This is a genomic window from Thioclava sp. ISO4 (assembly GCF_058105145.1).
This window is the reverse complement of record NZ_CM176571.1, coordinates 2,527,999-2,545,788: the sequence shown is the minus strand read 5'-3', so window position 1 is coordinate 2,545,788 and position 17,790 is coordinate 2,527,999. Positions and strand designations below refer to the sequence as shown.

9 protein-coding genes are annotated in these 17,790 nt (G+C 64.5%); 3 read left to right on the top strand and 6 right to left on the bottom strand.

Features of this window, described 5'->3' with window-relative positions:
• Window positions 1-166 precede the first annotated feature (166 nt).
• Genes AC2TZ7_RS12460 through AC2TZ7_RS12435 form a run of 6 tightly spaced genes read right to left on the bottom strand, consistent with a single transcriptional unit; the run spans window position 167 to window position 11,136 of the window.
• Window positions 167-1,792, bottom strand: coding sequence for an alpha-D-glucose phosphate-specific phosphoglucomutase (locus AC2TZ7_RS12460; RefSeq protein ID WP_489864476.1), 1,626 nt, complete (start codon window positions 1,790-1,792; stop codon window positions 167-169).
• A complete protein-coding gene (gene glgX / locus AC2TZ7_RS12455; protein WP_489864475.1) occupies window positions 1,789-3,807 on the bottom strand; it encodes a glycogen debranching protein GlgX in 2,019 nt (672 codons plus the stop codon). The genes AC2TZ7_RS12460 and glgX overlap by 4 nt, the downstream gene beginning before the upstream one ends.
• Window positions 3,804-5,225: a glycogen synthase GlgA gene (gene glgA, locus AC2TZ7_RS12450; RefSeq protein WP_489864474.1), complete on the bottom strand. Its 1,422-nt coding sequence runs from the start codon at window positions 5,223-5,225 to the stop codon at window positions 3,804-3,806. The genes glgX and glgA overlap by 4 nt, the downstream gene beginning before the upstream one ends.
• 58 nt (window positions 5,226-5,283) lie before the next feature.
• The gene (gene glgC, locus AC2TZ7_RS12445) at window positions 5,284-6,555 is read right to left on the bottom strand and encodes a glucose-1-phosphate adenylyltransferase (protein ID WP_489864473.1); all 1,272 of its coding nucleotides are present in this window, start codon (window positions 6,553-6,555) and stop codon (window positions 5,284-5,286) included.
• Between the two features lie 26 nt (window positions 6,556-6,581).
• Window positions 6,582-8,726 (bottom strand): 1,4-alpha-glucan branching protein GlgB, encoded by a 2,145-nt coding sequence (gene glgB, locus AC2TZ7_RS12440; RefSeq protein ID WP_489864472.1) that lies wholly within the window; start codon window positions 8,724-8,726, stop codon window positions 6,582-6,584.
• Window positions 8,727-8,739: 13 nt separating this feature from the next.
• Complete coding sequence (locus AC2TZ7_RS12435; RefSeq protein WP_489864471.1) at window positions 8,740-11,136, bottom strand: glycogen/starch/alpha-glucan phosphorylase; 2,397 nt, start codon at window positions 11,134-11,136, stop codon at window positions 8,740-8,742.
• Between the two features lie 166 nt (window positions 11,137-11,302).
• Here AC2TZ7_RS12435 and AC2TZ7_RS12430 point away from each other — a divergent pair, with 166 nt between their 5' ends.
• The 3 genes from AC2TZ7_RS12430 (at window position 11,303) to AC2TZ7_RS12420 (ending at window position 17,783) form a co-directional block, all read left to right on the top strand.
• Window positions 11,303-12,889: an alpha-amylase family glycosyl hydrolase gene (locus tag AC2TZ7_RS12430; protein WP_489864470.1), complete on the top strand. Its 1,587-nt coding sequence runs from the start codon at window positions 11,303-11,305 to the stop codon at window positions 12,887-12,889.
• 249 nt (window positions 12,890-13,138) lie between these two features.
• Window positions 13,139-15,745, top strand: a complete 2,607-nt coding sequence (gene mprF / locus AC2TZ7_RS12425; RefSeq protein WP_489864469.1) for a bifunctional lysylphosphatidylglycerol flippase/synthetase MprF — start codon at window positions 13,139-13,141, stop codon at window positions 15,743-15,745.
• Between the two features lies 1 nt (window position 15,746).
• On the top strand, window positions 15,747-17,783 hold the full coding sequence (locus AC2TZ7_RS12420; RefSeq protein ID WP_489864468.1) for a bifunctional DedA family/phosphatase PAP2 family protein: 2,037 nt from the start codon (window positions 15,747-15,749) through the stop codon (window positions 17,781-17,783).
• Window positions 17,784-17,790 lie beyond the last annotated feature (7 nt).

The window sequence follows — 17,790 nt, the reverse complement described above, 5'->3', positions numbered from 1 at the left end:
TCGGTTGTGTGGTAGCTACTTGGTGTGTCGGTCGGGAACATTCAGGAAACCTGTGGCTGCTCGCGTTTTTAGAAATACCGATTATCGGTATAACGCTGGTGTGAAAACGGGGGGCGATTTCAGCCCCCCGGCTTTGTTTTGCGGCTGGATTTACCGCCTGACGGGATCAGGTGATGACGTCGGGTTTCTCGCGCCCCGTGCGTTCGCGGACGCCCACCAGCGCCTCTGTCGCCCGGATGATCGGTGCCAGCGCCTCCTGCGGATCATGGTCCAGCCCATCCGGTCCCGGCGCATAGCGCTCGAGATACACGCGCAGCGTCGCGCCCTCGGTGCCCGTGCCCGACAGACGCAGCACGACACGCGAACCGCCTTCGAACAGAATACGGAAACCCTGACCTTCCGCGACCGAGCCATCGACCGGATCGGCATAGGAAAACTCGTCTGAGCTTTCGACCGTAAGCCCTTCGACCTGCGTCCCTTTCAGCTCTCCGAGGCGAGCGCGGAGATCGTCCAGCATCGCCTCTGCCTGCTCGGTCGGCAGCGCCTCGTAATCGTGGCGCGAATAGTAGTTACGACCGTAGCGCGCGAAGTGATCGGCCATGATTTCGGCCACCGACATCTTGCGCACGGCAAGGATGTTGAGCCACATGAGCACCGCCCAGAGCCCGTCCTTCTCGCGCACATGGTCGGAGCCCGTGCCGAAGCTCTCCTCGCCACAGAGCGACACGCGCCCCGCATCCATCAGATTGCCGAAGAACTTCCAACCCGTCGGCGTCTCGTAGCAATCGAGACCAAGCGCCTCGGCCACCCGATCCGCCGCCGCCGAGGTCGGCATCGAGCGCGCGACGCCCTTCAGCCCGTCCTTGTAACCCGGCACGAGATGCGCGTTCGCGGCCAGCACCGCGAGGCTGTCCGACGGCGAGACATAGGTGCCCGCGCCCAGGATCATGTTCCGGTCGCCGTCGCCATCCGAGGCCGCACCGAGATCCGGGGCGTTTTCGCCCTTCATCTCGTCCATCAGCTCATGCGCCCAGGTCGGGTTCGGATCGGGATGCATGCCGCCGAAATCCGGCAGCGGCGTGCCATGCGTGACGGTCCCTGCCGGCGCGCCGAGGCGGTTCTCGAAAATCTCCACCGCGTAAGGTCCGGTGATGGCGCACATCGAGTCCATCCGCATCCGGAAACCCGCTTTAAAAACATCCCGCAACGCGTTGAAATCGAATATCGTTTCCATCAGGTCGGCATAGGCGCTCACCGGGTCGACGACTTCGACGGTCATCTCTCCAAGCGGCGTCTCGCCAAGGCTGTCCAGATCGGGATCTGCTGTATCCAGAAGATGATATTCACGGATCTCCTGCGTGCGTTTGTGGATCGCCGAGGTGATCGATTCCGGCGCAGGCCCGCCATTCGCGGAGTTGTATTTGACGCCGAAATCCTCGTCCGGGCCGCCCGGATTGTGACTGGCCGAGAGGATGATCCCGCCATCCGCCTGACGCTGCCGGATCAGGTTCGACGCGGCGGGCGTGGACAGCCACGCACCCTGCCCCACGATCACCCGCGCGGCCCCGTTGGCGGCCGCCATTTTCAGGATCGTGCTTGCCGCTTCGCGTCCGAAATACCGTCCATCCCCACCGAGAACCAAGGTCTTGCCGCGCACGCCGCCGATCGCGTCGAAGGTCGATTGCACGAAATTCTCGAGGTAGCTTGGCTGCATGAAAACGCGGGTTTTCTTGCGCAGCCCCGAGGTGCCGGGTTTCTGGCCGTCGATGGGCTGGGTCGCGTGGCGGGTCATGATTTCTCCTGCACTGTGGCGCGGGTAAAGACTTGAACGGATTGTGCGGCAAGGCAAGCCTCGGGGCCGTCGATTTGTTCCGCTTCCCGTCCGGGCAAGGCGGAATCGAGCGTGCGCGTCCAGCGCCCCGGCGGCAATGTGATGTGCTGTTCTGGTCCTGCGTTGAGGATCACGTAGACGGCTTCGCTGCCGGCCTCGCCCGCGGGACCTTCGGCGGCGCCGCGGATTTCGACGCCGATGCAGCGCAGCTCGGGGTCGTTCCAATCATGCGGCTCGGGTTCCTCGCCGGAGGCAAGCCGCCAGATCAGATCGCGCATCCCGTCCTGCTTGCGGATCAGCGAGTGCAGATAGCGGTTTTGTCGCAGGACGCGGTGATCTTTTCGTATCTGGATCAGATGCTTGACGAAGGTTTTTAAAGTGTCGTCAGGCGCGCTCCAATCGACCCAGCCGATCTCGTTATCCTGCGCATAGGCGTTGTTGTTGCCGCCCTGCGAATTGCCGATCTCGTCGCCGGCCAGAAGCATCGGCACGCCCTGGCTCATCAGCAATGTCGCAAGCAGCGCGCGTTTACGCAGGGCCTGCGCCTCGACGCTCTCCAGCGCCTCCGAAAAATTCGCGTCATGGCCGTCTCGGTTTTCCTCGCCATTCGCGAGGTTCTGCTTTTCGCCATAGGAAACAAGGTCTTGCAATGTGAAACCGTCATGGGCGGTGATGAAATTCACCGAGGCCGTCGCGGGCCGTCCCATCTGGTCGAAGATCTCCGCCGAGCCCGCCACGCGCCGCGCCAGATCGCCCGCCATGCCCCGGTCACCGCGCCAGAACCGGCGCGCATCGTCGCGGAAACGGTCGTTCCATTCGGTGAACGGATACGGGAAGCCGCCCAGGAAATAACCGCCCGGCCCGATATCCCAGGGCTCCGCGATCAGCTTCACCCCCCGCAGCACCGGATCCTGCTCGATCGCAGTGAGGAACTGCGCATGCGCCTCGACGGCGCCCGAGGTGCCGCGCGCCAGTGTCGCGGCCAGATCGAAGCGGAAGCCATCGACGCCCATCTCCTCGACCCAATGGCGCAGGCAATCCATCACGAGCCGCAGACAGAGCGGGTTCGACAGGTCCAGCGTATTGCCGGTCCCGGTTTCGTCGATATAGGCGCCGTCGGGCGTCAGGCGGTAATAGCTCGCATTGTCGATCCCGCGCAGGCTCAGCATCGGACCGATCGCGTTGCCCTCGCCCGTGTGGTTGTAGACGACGTCGAGGATCACCTCGATCCCGGCGCTATGGAAGCGCCGCACCATCTCGCGGAATTCGCCGCGCGGATCGGCACCGGAATAGCGCGGCTCCGGCGCGAAATTGGCAATGGGTTGGTAGCCCCAGTAGTTGCTCAAGCCCTTCTCGACGAGGAAGCGGTCATCGAGAAAGGCGCAGCTGGGCAGCAGTTCGATCGCGGTGATCCCGAGATCGGTGAGATGCGACAGGATCGGATCGGAGGCGAGCCCCGTCCAAGTGCCGCGCAAGGCTTCGGGCACCTCCGGATGGGTCATCGTCAGCCCTTTGGGATGGGCCTCGTAAATGACCGTCTCCGACCAGCTATGCTGCGGCCGATCCCATTCGGGCCGCGCGATCTCGGCCACGACGGATTTCGGCGTGACGCTCGCGCTATTGCGCCGGTCCGGCTTGGATTTCCCATATTGCATGGGGGCTTGCCAGCTGATCTTCGAGTCGATCTCGCGCGCATACGGGTCGATCAGCAGCTTCACCGCGTTGAACCGATGGCCTGCTTCGGGCGCCCAGGGCCCATGCACCCGGTAGCCATAGCGCGCGCCGGGCTTGAGCCCCGCGACAAAGCCATGCCAGGTCGGCCCGGTGCGCCCCGGCAGGTCGATCCGCTGCTCGCCAGACTTGGTGAACAGGCACAGTTCCACCCGCTCGGCATAGGCCGAGGCCAGCGCGAAATTCACGCCATCCTCGCAGGGCGTGGCGCCCAGCGGGTCCGCTTTGCCCGGGCTTATCTTCATCGGGCGAGAAGCGCGTCATAGAGCGCGGCGTAGCGTGCTGCCGATCCGTCCCAGCCCCAATCGGTCTTCATCGCCCGGCGCTGCATCGCGGCCCAGCCCTTGGCGTCACCGTAAAGCGCGATCAGCTTCATCAGCGCCTGCCGCAGCGCGAGATCGTCGACGGGATGGAAGACGATCCCGGTCGATGCGCCTGCGGCCTCGGTCGCGGGCGTCGCGCCCACCACCGTGTCGGCCAGGCCGCCCACGGCGGAGACCACCGGCAGGCACCCATAGCGCAGCCCGTAGAGCTGGGTCAGTCCGCAGGGCTCGAAGCGCGAGGGTACCAGCACCGCATCGCCGCCCGCATACATCCGATGGCTCAGCGCCTCGTCATAGCCGATCTTCACGCCGACCCGGCCGGGGTGACGCGCGGCAAGGTCGCGCATCGCGTCTTCCGCCCAGCCATCGCCCGATCCCAGCACCGCAAGACCGCCGCCCGCCTCCAGATAGGGCCCGAGCGTCGGAGCGATCAGGTCGATGCCCTTCTGCGGGGTCAGCCGCGAGATCAGGATCGCCAGCGGTCCCGGCACATCGAGATCAAATTCGGCCTCCAAGGCTTTGCGGTTCTTCGATTTTCCGCCGGGTTTCGCCGCCGAGAAAGACGTCACTTCCGGATCGGTCTCGGGGTTCCAGACATCCAGATCGATGCCGTTGAGAATTCCGTGCAGATCACCCGCACGCGCCTGGATGACACCTTCCAACCCCATGCCGAACTCGCCCCGCATCAGCTCGTCGGCATAGCGCGGGCTGACCGTGGTGATTGCGCTCGCCGCGATCAGCCCGGCTTTCAGCGTCGAGATATCGCCCCAGAATTCCACACCCTCGCGGGTGAAGTCCCAGGTCTGCAGCCCGAGCGCCGCCAGCTTGTCGCGGCCGAACCGGCCCTGAAACGCGATGTTGTGGATCGTCATCACGGTCGGAATGCCAGTGCCGCGCAGATACCAAGGCACGAGCCCGGTCTGCCAATCGTGGCAATGCACCAGATCGGGCTGCCATTTGCCCGCGCCCTCGCGCGCGATCTCGGCGGCGACGAAACTGAGCGCGGCGAAGCGTTCGGCATTGTCGGCATAGTCGCGCCCGTCTTGCGAATACGGGCCCCCGTCGCGGTCGAACAGGTGGTCGGCCTGCAGCGCCAGCACTTCCATGCCGCCCGCTTTGCCCAGCACCAGCCGCGCCGGGCCGCCATAGAGGCTCTCGCTTTCCCATACCGGTTTCGGCGATTTCAGCTTTTTCAGAATCCCGCGATAGGCCGGGATCATCACCCGCATCTCCCAGCCCTGCCTTTTGAGCGCGGCTGGCAAGGCGCCCGCCACATCCGCGAGGCCGCCCGTCTTGATCAGTGGGACCGCTTCCGAGGCCACCGAGAGAACGCGTTTCATATCTTCGCTCTTTCCAAATATCCCGGGGTGCGGGGCAGCGCCCCGCTCTCTGACCCCGTTAGTCCAATGCCGCCGCGCGTTTGTCGAGCATCGTCTGCGTGATCAGCACGACGCCGCCTTCCGACCGGCGGAACCACTTCTCGTCCTCCTCCGGGTCTTCGCCCACGATGAGCCCTTCGGGAATATACACGCCGCGGTCGATCACGCATTGGCTCAGCCGCGCATGCCGCCCGATATCGACGTATGGCAGCACGACGGCCTCCTCCAGGCTCGCGAAACTATGCGCGCGCACGCCGGTATAGAGCAGCGAGTTGCGCACCTCCGCGCCCGAGACGATGCAATCGCCCGAGACCAGCGAGGAGATTGCCGAGCCGCGTCTACCATCCTCGTCATGGATGAATTTCGCGGGCGGCACGATCTCGGCATAGGTCCAGATCGGCCATTCGGTGTCATAGAGATCCAGCTTCGGCGTGAAATCGGTCAGGTCGATATTGGCCTGCCAGAAGGCATCCACCGTGCCCACGTCGCGCCAGTACGGCTCGGTTTCCAGTCCCGTCGTCACGCAGCTATCCGAGAACTTATGCGCCATCGCCTTGCCGTGTTTGACGATCTGCGGGATCAGGTCATGGCCGAAATCATGGCTCGAATTCGGGTCTTCCATGTCGCGGATCAGCAATTCGCGCAGGAATTGCCAGTCGAAGACATAGATCCCCATCGAGGCCAGCGCGTGCTCGGGATCGCCGGGCATCCCGGGCGGATCGGCGGGTTTTTCGAGGAAATCGGTGATCTGGCCGGTCTTGTCGATATCCATCACGCCAAAGGCGGTCGCTTCCATCCGCGGCACGGTCAGACAGCCGATGGTGACATCGGCCTTGGTCTCGACATGCTGGCGCAGCATCACCTCGTAATCCATCTTGTAGATGTGGTCGCCGGCAAGGATGATGACGTATTTCACCCCGTAATCTTCAATAATATCAATGTTCTGCGCCACCGCATCGGCGGTGCCTGCATACCAGCGGCTGTCGGCCACGCGTTGGCTCGCAGGCAGGATGTCGAGATATTCGTTCCGCTCCGCGCGGAAGAAGTTCCAGCCGCGCTGGACGTGCCGGATCAGCGAATGGGCCTTGTATTGCGTGGCGATCGCCATCTTGCGGATGCCGGAATTGAGCGCGTTCGATAGGGCGAAGTCGATGATCCGGGTCTTGCCGCCGAAATAGACGGCCGGTTTCGCGCGCCGGTCGGTCAGTTCCTTCAGGCGGCTGCCGCGGCCGCCCGCCAGAACGAAGGCCATGGCCTGTGCGCTGAGGCGTGTGTTGGGCTGTGGTTTCATAATCCTCCCCCTCCTCTGGGCATCGCTTATGCGGGCGTGAACATCACGACTGAGAGCGGCGGCAGATAGACCTCCGCGCTCTGGGCGCAGCGGCCCTGCGCGTGGTCTTCGGCTTGGATCGCACCGAGATTGCCGCGGTTCTCGCCGCCGTAGAAACCGGAATCCGTGTTGAGTATCTCGCACCACTCGCCGTCCTCCGGCAGGCCGATGCGGTAGCTGTGCTCGACCGGGGTCAGGTTTGCGACCACCACGACCGGATCGGCATCGGGCGCGCGGCGCTCGAAGATGAAGACCGAGGCCTCGGAATCGTCGGCGGCGATCCATTCAAACCCGTCCGGCTCGCAATCGCCCCAATGCAGCGCGGGCGTCTCGCGATAGAGCCGGTTGAGGTCGCGCACCAGCGCGCGCAGCCCGTCGTGGCGCGGATCGTCGAGCAGATACCAGTCCAGCTCGCGCTCATGGCTCCATTCCGACCATTGGCCGAATTCCTGCCCCATGAAGAGAAGCTTCTTGCCCGGATGCGCCCATTGGAACGCGTAGAAGGCGCGCAGATTGGCGTATTTCTCGGGGTCGTTGCCGGGCATCTTGCCCAGCATCGAGCCCTTGCCGTGCACCACCTCGTCATGGCTGATCGGCAGGATGAAATTCTCGCTGTAAATGTAGGAGCTCGCGAAGGTCAGCTCGTTATGGTGGAACTTCCGATAGAGCGGATCGCGCGCGAAATAGCGCAAGCTGTCATTCATCCAGCCCATGTTCCACTTGTAGCCGAAGCCCAAGCCATCCTCATGCACGGGGCGCGTGACACCGGGATAGGCAGTGCTTTCCTCCGCCACAGTCATGATGCCCTCCGCCCCGCCGTAAGAGGCCGCGTTCATGTTTTGCAGGAACTCGATCGCTTCGAGGTTTTCGCGCCCGCCATATTTGTTGGGCACCCATTCGCCCGCGGCGCGCGAATAGTCGCGGTAGAGCATCGAGGCCACCGCATCCACGCGCAGCCCGTCGAGGTGATATTCCTCCAGCCAGAACAGCGCATTGGCCAGCAGGTAATTCGAGACCTCACGCCGCCCGTAATTGTAGATCAGCGTGTTCCAGTCCTGATGGAAGCCCTCTTTCGGGTCGGCATGCTCGTAAAGCGCCGTGCCGTCGAAATGTCTCAGCCCGTGATCGTCGGTCGGGAAATGCCCCGGCACCCAGTCGAGGATCACACCGAGGCCCCGCCGATGCGCCGCATCCACGAATTCCGCGAATTCCTCGGGGCGGCCGTGGCGGATCGTGGGCGCGTAAAGCCCGATCGGCTGGTAGCCCCAGGAGCCGTCGAACGGGTGCTCGGTAATGGGAAGCAGCTCGATATGGGTGAAGCCCATATCACAGACGTAATCGACCAGTTTCTCGGCCAGTTCGTGATAGGAGAGCGGCCTGCCCCCCTCGTCCCAGACCCGCATCCAACTCCCGAGATGCACCTCGTAGACCGAGATCGGCGCGTGGCGTTCCTGCGCCTCGGCGCGGGTCTGACACCATGCGCTGTCGCCGAAGCGATGCCGCCCGAGCTTGCGCACGACCGAGGCCTGCGCGGGCGGGTGCTCTGCACCGAAACCGACCGGGTCGGCCTTAAGCGGCAGCACCGTGCCCTCCGCGTCGAGCAGCTCGTATTTGTAAAGCGCGCCTGCATGGATGCCGGGGACGAAAATCTCCCACACGCCGGACGCGCCGATCCGGCGCATCTGGTGGCGGCGGCCGTCCCAGAAGTTGAAATCGCCCACGACCGAGACGCGGCGCGCATTGGGCGCCCAGACCGCGAAATGCACGCCTTCGACGTCCTGATGGGTGATCACATGGGCGCCGAGTTTCTCCCAGAGCCGCGTATGCGTCCCCTCCCCGATCAGGTATTCGTCGATCGCACCCAGCACCGGCGCGAAGCCGTAAGGGTCGTCGAAATCCCATGTCGTCTGATCGTGCCGCGCGCGCAGGCGGTAGGTTTCCTCGGTCCATTTTCCGGTGAATATCCCCGGCACGACGGGTTCCAGCGCGACCTCTGTCTTGCCAAGCGCCCAGACCTCTTCTGCGCCGGGCACCAACGCCACGATTTTCCCGTCATGCAGCCCCAGCAGGGGAAACGGGTCGGGATGTTGCGCGTGGATAAGCGCTTCGGCCTCGTCGCGGGAAAGTGTCATAGCGCTCCTTGGTTCACAGGGCCGATTGCGTGGTCCAGATCTCGTCCATGTAGCCCTTGATCGCCCGGTCGGAGGAGAAGAACCCCATCCGCGCGGTGTTCAAAACAGCCATCTTCGCCCAGCCTGCGCGATCGGCGAAGGCCGTGTCCACCTCTTTCTGGGCCGCCGCGTAGGCCTCGAAATCGGAAGCGACGAGGAAATAATCGCTATGCCACATATTGTGAACAAGATCGTGATAGCGTTCTGGTTCCTCAGGAGAAAAACGTCCCTCGGCGATCATCTGCAGCACGTCCTGCAAAGGCTGGCTTGCAAGGATCGCGTGGCGCGCATGTTCGGGATCGCGGCGGCGCTCCATCACCTCGTCGGCGGTCATGCCGAAGAGGAAGAAGTTCTCCGCGCCCACCTGTTCACGAATTTCCACATTCGCGCCATCGAGCGTGCCGATGGTCAGCGCGCCGTTCAAAGCGAACTTCATGTTGCCGGTGCCGGAGGCTTCCTTGCCCGCGGTCGAGATCTGCTCTGACAGGTCCGCCGCCGGGATCAGCCGCTCGGCCATGGAGACGTTGTAGTTCGGCGGATAGACGATCTTGAGACGGCCATCGACGTACGGGTCGTTATTGACCACTTCGGCCACGTCATTGATCAGCCGGATGATCTGCTTGGCCGTGTGATAGCCCGGCGCCGCCTTGCCGCCGAAGATCTTCACGCGCGGCTGGAAATCGGCCTGCGGGTTCTCGCGGATCGCGTGCCATTCGGCGATTGTCTGCAGGATGTTGAGAAGCTGACGCTTGTATTCGTGGATGCGCTTGACCTGAATGTCGAAAATCGCATCGGGGTCGAGGGTGATCCCTTGCGTGTCGCGCACCCAATCCGCCAGATGCACCTTGTTGCGCCGTTTCGCGGCCATGAAAGCGTCGCGGAAGCTCGCATCCTCGGCGTAAGCCTCCAGTCCGCGCAGCTTGTCGAGATCGGCCTCCCAGCCATCGCCGATCGTGTCGATGATCAGATGCGACAGCTCGCCATTGGCCATGCGCAGCCAGCGGCGCGGCGTGATCCCGTTGGTCTGGTTGATGATGCGCCCCGGATGCAGCCGATCGAGTTCGGGAAACAGGTTGCGCTTGATCAGCTCGGTATGGAGCGCCGAGACTCCGTTCACCTTATGCGAGGTGATGAAGGCCAGCTCGCCCATCCGCACCTCCTGATGCTTCACGATCCCCACATAATGCGCGCGTTTGGGGAATTTGCGGCGGTGCCAGCTATCGATCTTCTCGATGATCTGCATATGGCGCGGCAGCACCGTCCCCATCAGATAGGTCGCCCAACGCTCCAGCGCCTCGGGCAGCAGTGTGTGATTGGTGTAGCCCAGACATTGCATCGTGATGTCGAGCGCGGCGTCGAACTCCATGTCATGCAGATCGGTGAGGATACGGATAAGCTCCGGGCCCGCGATCGCCGGATGCGTGTCGTTCATCTGGATCGCGACGAACTCTGGCAACTCTTCGATGGTGTGACCAGCGGCCAGATGGCGGCGCATGATGTCCTGCAGCGCGGCGGAGGTCAGGAAATACTCCTGCTTGAGGCGCAATTCCTTGCCCGCATAGGTCGTGTCGTCGGGATAAAGGACGCGGGATAGCGTGCGCGCCAGCGCCTCGGGTTCGGCGGCGGCGGCGTAATCGCCATGATTGAACCGCGCGAGGTCGAACTGCTCGGTGGGCTTGGCCGACCACAGACGCAGCGTGTTCGCCCATTTGCCCTCCCAGCCGATGATCGGCATGTCATAAGCTTCGGCCAGAACCGTCTCGCCCGGCACCCAATGCGGCTTGCCGTCCACGGTCTCGATATGCCCCTTGAAGCCGATCTCATAGGCGGCTTCGGGCCGCTCGAATTCCCACGGGTGGCGCTGCTTGAGCCAGTCCTCAGGCGTCTCCACCTGACGCCCGCCCTCGAAGCGCTGCTTGAAGAGGCCGTGTTCATAGCGGATGCCGTAGCCGTAGCCCGGGCAGCCCAGCGTCGCCATGCTCTCCATGTAGCACGCGGCCAACCGCCCTAGCCCACCGTTGCCGAGCGCGGCATCGGGTTCGTTCTCGACCACGGCCTCCCAGTCCTGCCCCAAGCCTTCCATCGCCTCGCGGCAGGTGGCGCGCAGACCGAGGTTGATCGCGGCATCCTCCAGCATCCGCCCGATCAGGAATTCCATCGAGAGATAATAGACCCGCTTGCGCCCCTCTTCCCATGTTCGCCGGGTCGCTGCGAACCACGGCGCCACGACCCGGTCGCGGATCGCCAGAGACAGCGCCATGCGCCAGTCATAGACCGAGGCGTGGTCGGGATCCTTGCCCATCGAAAAAGTGATGTGGTGCAAAATTTCTTCGCGAACTGTCTCGGCACTGGGCAATTGGGTGTCTTTCAAGGGGGAGGTCTCCGGAACTCGTCAGATAGCAATTGATTGATGAGCCGCCCCCTGCTCAAGGTCAAGCGAAGGCGCAGAAACGGCCCGAGCGGCGGTTGCCGTTTGCGCTAACAATTCTATCCTTGCCGCGATAACGGGCAACAGGAAACTGAAAGAGGAGCGATTCATGGCAAAGGATTGGTGGCGCGGGGCGGTTATCTACCAGATTTATCCGCGTAGCTTTCAAGACGACTCGGGCGACGGGATCGGCGATCTGAAGGGGATCACGCGCAGGCTCGATCATGTCGCCTCGCTGGGCGTCGATGCGATCTGGCTGTCGCCGATCTTCACCTCGCCGATGGCGGATATGGGCTATGACGTCTCCGATTATCGCGGCATCGATCCGCAATTCGGCACGCTGGAGGATTTCGACGCGCTGGTGGCGCGCGCCCATGAGCTGGGCCTGAAAGTCGTGATCGATCAGGTGATCTCGCACAGCTCCGATCAGCATCCGTGGTTCAAGGACGCCAAGAAAGGCGGTGCGAAGAAGGACTGGTATGTCTGGGCCGATCCCAAGCCCGATGGCAGCCCGCCCAATAACTGGCAGGCGGTGTTCGGCGGCTCGTCGTGGGAATACGCCCCCGAGCGCGGCCAGTATTACCTGCACAACTTCCTGATCGAGCAGCCCGACCTGAACCTGCACAATCCCGAGGTGCAGGAAGAATTGCTCGACGTGTTCCGCTTCTGGCTGGATCGCGGGGTCGATGGCTTCCGCCTCGATACGGTGAACTACTACTTCCACGACCCCGAGCTGCGCGACAACCCGGCGATGGACCCCGATCCCGAGCGCTGGCCGCCGGTCTCGACCTACGACATGCAGGACCACGAGTTCGACAAGAACCGCCCCGAGAACATCCCCTTCCTCAAGAAGATGCGCGCGGTGATGGACGACTACGAGGCGCGCATGCTGATCGGCGAAGTGGGCGAAGCGCCCCACCGCGCCTTGGGCATCATGGAAGAATACACCCGCGGCGACGATCGTCTGCACATGGCCTACAGCTTCGATATGCTGGGCCCGAAATTCACGCCCGCGCATTTCCGCGGCAAGATCGAGGGCTTCTACAAGGGCGCGCCCGACGGCTGGCCGAGCTGGTCCTTCTCGAACCACGACGTGCAGCGCCATGTCACCCGCTGGGCGAAATACGGCACCGAGGACAGCATCGCACGGCTGGCCATCGCGATGCTCGCGTCCTTCCAAGGCACGATCGGGATCTATCAGGGCGAGGAACTCGGCCAGACCGAGACCGAGATGGAATATCACGAGCTGACCGACCCGCCCGGTCTGCGTTTCTGGCCCGAGAACAAGGGGCGCGACGGTTGCCGCACGCCGATGGTCTGGGACGAGAGCGCGCATGCGGGCTTCTCCAAGGTCAAGCCGTGGCTACCGGTGAAGCCGCCGCAAGCGGCGCGCGCCGTTGCACTGGAAGAGGCCGATGAGGGCTCGGTTCTCGCCTATTACCGCCGCGTTCTGGCCTTCCGGAAGGAAAACCCGGTGCTGCGCGAGGGGACGTCCACCTTCCTCGATCTGCCCGATCCGGTACTCGGCTTCATCCGCGACGATGGCGCGGTGAAATTCGCCTGCTACTTCAATCTCGGCGCAGATCCGGTGACGCTCGAGGCTGATGGCGAGCTCGTCGGGCCCTGCCTTGCCGCGACGCTGGAAGACGGCACGCTGTCGCTCGGCCCGAATGGCGCGGCCTGGGTGAAGCTCTAACGACCGAAAGACGCGCCAAAACGCGGCGGACAGGGCCAGAACAGGACCTGCCGCCGCCTCACGGACCCATGACGGCGTCGGGAGCGTTTGCTCTCGGCGCCGCGTGTGTTTCTGCGTTCTCTCTCTGGCCAGTCGCGCGGTCTCGGCAGATAAGGTGCGTTCGGGACGATTTCTCACGGAATTTTAACAAGGCCATAAATTCCTTCTGCGATTGTCCCGCAAGAGATAGGAAAAACGTGGAAATACAAGATGGCTCTCGCTGATCCGGCGCAACCTGCCCCACCCCAGTCGCGTGTGAAGATTCTCTGGCCGATTGCGCTCGGACTTGTGCTGTTCCTGATGGGGCTGTGGGCGCTGCATCATCTTCTCGCGAGCATCGACGTCCATCAGGTGATTGCGCAGATCAAGGCGACGCCGTGGCCCACGCTCGGCGCGGCCGTAGGCGCGACCGCCTTGGGCTATCTGGCGCTGGTGGGCTATGATTTCTGGGCGCTGCATTACCTTGGCAAACAGCTGCCGCTGCGCACCGTCGCGCTTGGCGGGTTTCTGGGCTATGCCTTCGGCAACACGGTCGGGATCAGCGTGATCTCGGGCGGCGCCGTGCGCTACCGCATCTATTCCGCCGCCGGTCTGAACGCCTTCGAGGTCGCGGCGCTGTCGTCCTATATCGCGCTGGCGATGGGGCTCGGGCTGACGATGGTGGGCGCGCTGGCGCTCTGCGTGCATCCGGCAGCGCTCGCAGGCGTCATCTCCGCGCCGGAGGCCCTGATCCGTATGGGCGCGCTGGCGGCGACGGCTCTGCTTCTGGGCGGGGCCTTCTGGCTCTCTTATACCGGGCGCGCCCTGCGCATCCGCGACCGCGAGATCGCGATGCCCGCGCCGCGCATCCTGATCGGCCAGCTCGGTGTGGCGCTCTTCGACTCGACCATGGCGGCGGGCGCGCTTTGGGTGCTGATGCCCGCAGGCACCCCGCCATTTGCAAGTTTCGTCGCGATCTACGCCGCGGCGAGCATGGTCGGCATCCTCAGCCACGTCCCCGGCGGCGTCGGCGTGTTCGAGACGGTGGTGATCGCCGCCCTGCCCGCGGGCGTTCCCCTGGGCGAGGCGGCAGCCGGCCTTTTGGCCTTCCGCATGATCTATTTCCTGCTGCCCTTCGTGATCGCCTTCGTCGTGGTCTCGCTGAACGAGGCGCGGCTCGCAGGCGGCTGGGCTACCCGCGTCTTCGGCGAAATATCAGAGCCGATGCGCCCGGTGATCAGCGGCATCGAGGGGCTCGCCCCCCGGATCGCCGGGGTCGCGGTGCTGGGCCTCGGCTTCTGGATGGTGATCGTCGCGCTGATGCCGGTGCTGGGCCGTCAGGGCGGAGAGCCGGGGCTGATCACGGCAATGCTGGCCGAGGGCGGCACGCAGCTTTGTGCGCTGACCGGTGTCCTGCTGATCGTGCTCTCGCATGGCTTGGTGCGCCGGGTGCGGCTCGCCTATTGGCTGGCGCTTGGCGGTCTGATGCTGGGTGTGATCTCGGTGCTGGCGGCCAATCTCGACATCGACAACGCGGTCGTGCTGTCGCTCGCCGCGGTGGTGTTGCTGCCGTTCCGCCGCGCCTTCCATCGCCGCGCGGCGCTCACCGAAGGCGGCTACGGGCCGCTCTGGTTCGCGGTGATCACGGGTATGGTCGCCTCGGCAGCGGTGTTCTTCTTCCTCGCCTATGCGGCGCATCCCTATTCGAATGCGCTCTGGCTCGATTTCACCGCCCAATCTCCGACGCCGCGGGCGCTGCGGGCGGGGCTCCTGATCAGCGCGCTGCTCCTTGGCTTCCTTCTGTGGCTGACGCTGCGCCCGATGCGCCGCTTCGCGCTCTCCCCCGATCCCGAGCAGGACGCCTCGGTTGCCGAAATCCTTGCCGCCCAAGACGTGCCGCAGGGCTGGTTCGCGCTGACGGGCGACAAATGCGTGATGTTCTCGCCCGACCGCTCGGCCTTTCTGATGTATGCGCAGCGCGGCGGGATGCGGGTCGTGCTCGGCGATCCCGTCGGACCGCCCGAGGCGGCGCGGCAACTGGCGTGGGAGTTTCACGAACGCGCGGTGAGCGAGGGGCTCACCCCCGTCTTCTACGAGGTCTCGACGACAAACCTGCCGCTCTGGATCGAGATGGGCTATGCGCTGCACAAGATCGGCGAAGAGGCCGTGGTCGATCTTCAGAAATTCTCCCTCTCGGGGCCGAAGTTCAAAACGATGCGGGCCGAGCAGAACCGCGCCCTGCGCGACGGTTTCACGCTCGAGATCGCCGCGCCGCCGCACGCGCTCGAGCTGATCGCGACGCTGCAGGAGGTCTCCGACGCCTGGCTGGCAGGCCAAAAAGGCCGCGAGAAAGGGTTCTCCATCGGCCGTTTCGATCCGCGTTACCTCAACCATTGCGAGATCGCGCTGATCCGGCGCGGCGGTGAGATACTCGGTTTCGCGAACCTTCTGGGCGGGCCGGGCGCACGGCATTTCGCGATCGACCTGATGCGGTATCGCCCGGAGGCGGCCGACGGCGTCATGCAATTCCTGTTCGTCGGCCTGATCGAGGCGCTGCGCGATCGCGGCGCGACGGAGCTCAGCCTCGGCCTCGCACCGCTCGCGGGGCTGCCGGATCGCGCCTCTGCGCGGCTGACCAGCCGCCTTGGCAATCTGATCTATCGTCATGGCGGAAGTTTCTATAACTTCGAGGGGTTACGCCGTTTCAAACAGAAATTCCGGCCCGAATGGCGGCCCCATTATGTCGCGCTTCCGCCCGGCACCTCCCCCTATCTCGCGCTTACCGAAATCACGTTGTTGATCTCCGGCGGCGCGCGCAATTTGCTGTCAAAGGACTGAAATGCCCGATGCCCTGCCCGACCTGCTCCCCTCACTCGCTGCGCTGGGATCGGCGGGCTATTGGGTCTTTGCGGTGGCGGCGGCGCTCGAGGCGTTTCTGGTCACGGGGCTCTTCCTGCCGGGCACGTTGATCGTCGTCCTCGGCGGCGTGTTGGTGCAGCAAGGCATCCTCGATCTTTCCGATCTGATCTGGCTTGCGGTCATCGGTTCGATCCTCGGCGGCGAGGCGAGCTGGTGGCTCGGCCATCATGCGCGGCGCGGTCGGCTGGGGCGCTGGAATGTCGAAGGGTCGGAGAGCTGCCTGCGGGCCGCGCGCCTGATCGACCGGCGCGGCGGCGTGGCGCTTGTCCTCGGGCGCTTCGAGGGGCGCTTGGCGGGGTATGTGCCCTTCGCGGCAGCGCTTGGCAAACTGAGCCCTACGCGCTTTCGGCTCTGGAACATCGTAAGCGGCTTTCCCTATGCGATCGTCTTTGTCGGACTGGGCTATGTTTTGGGTGTCGCCCTGACCAAGGTCAGCCCGCTGATGACGCGTAACACGCTGTTCCTGTTGGGGCTTCTGCTGGCGACGGCGGTCGTGATCTGGACCCTGCGGCGGCTCGACCGGGCGGTGCTGCATCTGCTGGAAATGGCGGGCGGTTTGATGGACGAGGTTGCCCGCCACCCCCGCGTGGATAACTGGGGCGCGCGCCATCCGAAGGCGGCGGCGTGGATCGCGCGCAGGCTCGATCGGAGCAAGTTTTCCGGCCTGCCGCTGAGCCTTCTGGCACTCGGCTTCCTCTACCTCGCCTCGGTGCTGGTCGGGCTGTCACTCGACTTCCTGCAAAGCGACCCGATCGTGCAGATCGACGCGCGGCTGGCGGCGCTGATGCGGCTGTTCTGGACGCCGGGTCTCATTCAGGTTTTCACCTGGATCACCGCGCTCGGCGATACGCAGCTCGTGGCCGCACTGCTGGTTCTGGCGCTTGTCTGGCTGGCGTGGCTGCGCCGGTTCGATCTGGCGGCGGGGCTCGCGGTCTCGCTCGGGCTCGACCTGATCTCGGTGATTATCCTAAAAGCGGGCTTCGGACGACCGCGGTCGATCCTGGGCTATTTCCACGAGACCTCGGGCAGCTTTCCCTCGGGCCACGCGACGCTTTCGGTCGCGTTTTTCGGGATGCTTGTCTTTATCTTCTGGCGGCTGACGCGGCTCGGGGCTCTGAGTGCGAGCTTTCTGGCGCTGCTCTTTGCCGGGCTGATCGGGTTGAGCCGCCTCTATCTGGTCGAGCATTATCTGAGCGACGTGCTCGGCGGCTGGCTTCTCGGGGCGATGTGCATGCTGGTGGGTATCGCGGTGGCCGAGTGGCTCTATCCGCGGTGGGCCGGGGCGCCGCGCGCCCGGCCCCGCTGGCAGATGGGGGTAATCGGCGTCGTGACGCTGGCGCTGTTGGGCTTTACCGCGATGCGGGTGCGCGATTATTCCAAGGCGCTGAATCCGCCGCCCGTGGCGCAGCCGCTGATCGTGATTTCGCAAGGGGCCGAGCCGCAGGCGCTGCGCGATGCGCCGCTGATGGTGCAGACGCTCGATGCGGATCGGCAATTTCCGCTGTCGATCGCGCTGTGGGCGACGAATTCAGACCAGATCGCCACGGCGCTGGGTTCGATCGGCTGGCAACGCGCCGATGCGGCGACGCTGAAGACGCTGGCGGGCGCGGCCTTCGGAGCTGCGCGCGATACGATGCGCCCCGGCGCAGCACTTGCGCCTCTATTTTGGAGAAACGAGCCGAGCGAACTTGGCTTCACGCGTCCCAGCGATGGCGGCGCCACCCTCCAGTTACCGCGGCTGCGGATGTGGCAGACGCGCTATACCGATGCGTCGGGCGCGCGGCTCTGGATCGGCGCGCTTACCCGCGATGACGGGCTGGAGCCAAGCGATGGGTCGGGGGCGCAAGGTCTCGTCTCCGATCTCGTGGGGGCGCTGACGAAGGGCGGCGTGGCCGAGCCTGTGGGCCAGATCTCGGGCAGGTCCGCGTCGGATATTCCGGTTCTAAAGCTGCGGTAACGGCGCG

Excerpts from the sequence above, each read along its gene's own strand:
- AC2TZ7_RS12420 (WP_489864468.1), top strand. The coding sequence starts at position 15,747 with ATGCCCGATGCCCTGCCCGACCTGCTCCCCTCACTCGCTGCGCTGGGA.
- mprF (WP_489864469.1), top strand. The coding sequence starts at position 13,139 with ATGGCTCTCGCTGATCCGGCGCAACCTGCCCCACCCCAGTCGCGTGTG.
- AC2TZ7_RS12460 (WP_489864476.1), bottom strand. The coding sequence starts at position 1,792 with ATGACCCGCCACGCGACCCAGCCCATCGACGGCCAGAAACCCGGCACC.
- glgC (WP_489864473.1), bottom strand. The coding sequence starts at position 6,555 with ATGAAACCACAGCCCAACACACGCCTCAGCGCACAGGCCATGGCCTTC.
- glgX (WP_489864475.1), bottom strand. The coding sequence starts at position 3,807 with ATGAAGATAAGCCCGGGCAAAGCGGACCCGCTGGGCGCCACGCCCTGC.
- glgB (WP_489864472.1), bottom strand. The coding sequence starts at position 8,726 with ATGACACTTTCCCGCGACGAGGCCGAAGCGCTTATCCACGCGCAACAT.
- AC2TZ7_RS12430 (WP_489864470.1), top strand. The coding sequence starts at position 11,303 with ATGGCAAAGGATTGGTGGCGCGGGGCGGTTATCTACCAGATTTATCCG.
- glgA (WP_489864474.1), bottom strand. The coding sequence starts at position 5,225 with ATGAAACGCGTTCTCTCGGTGGCCTCGGAAGCGGTCCCACTGATCAAG.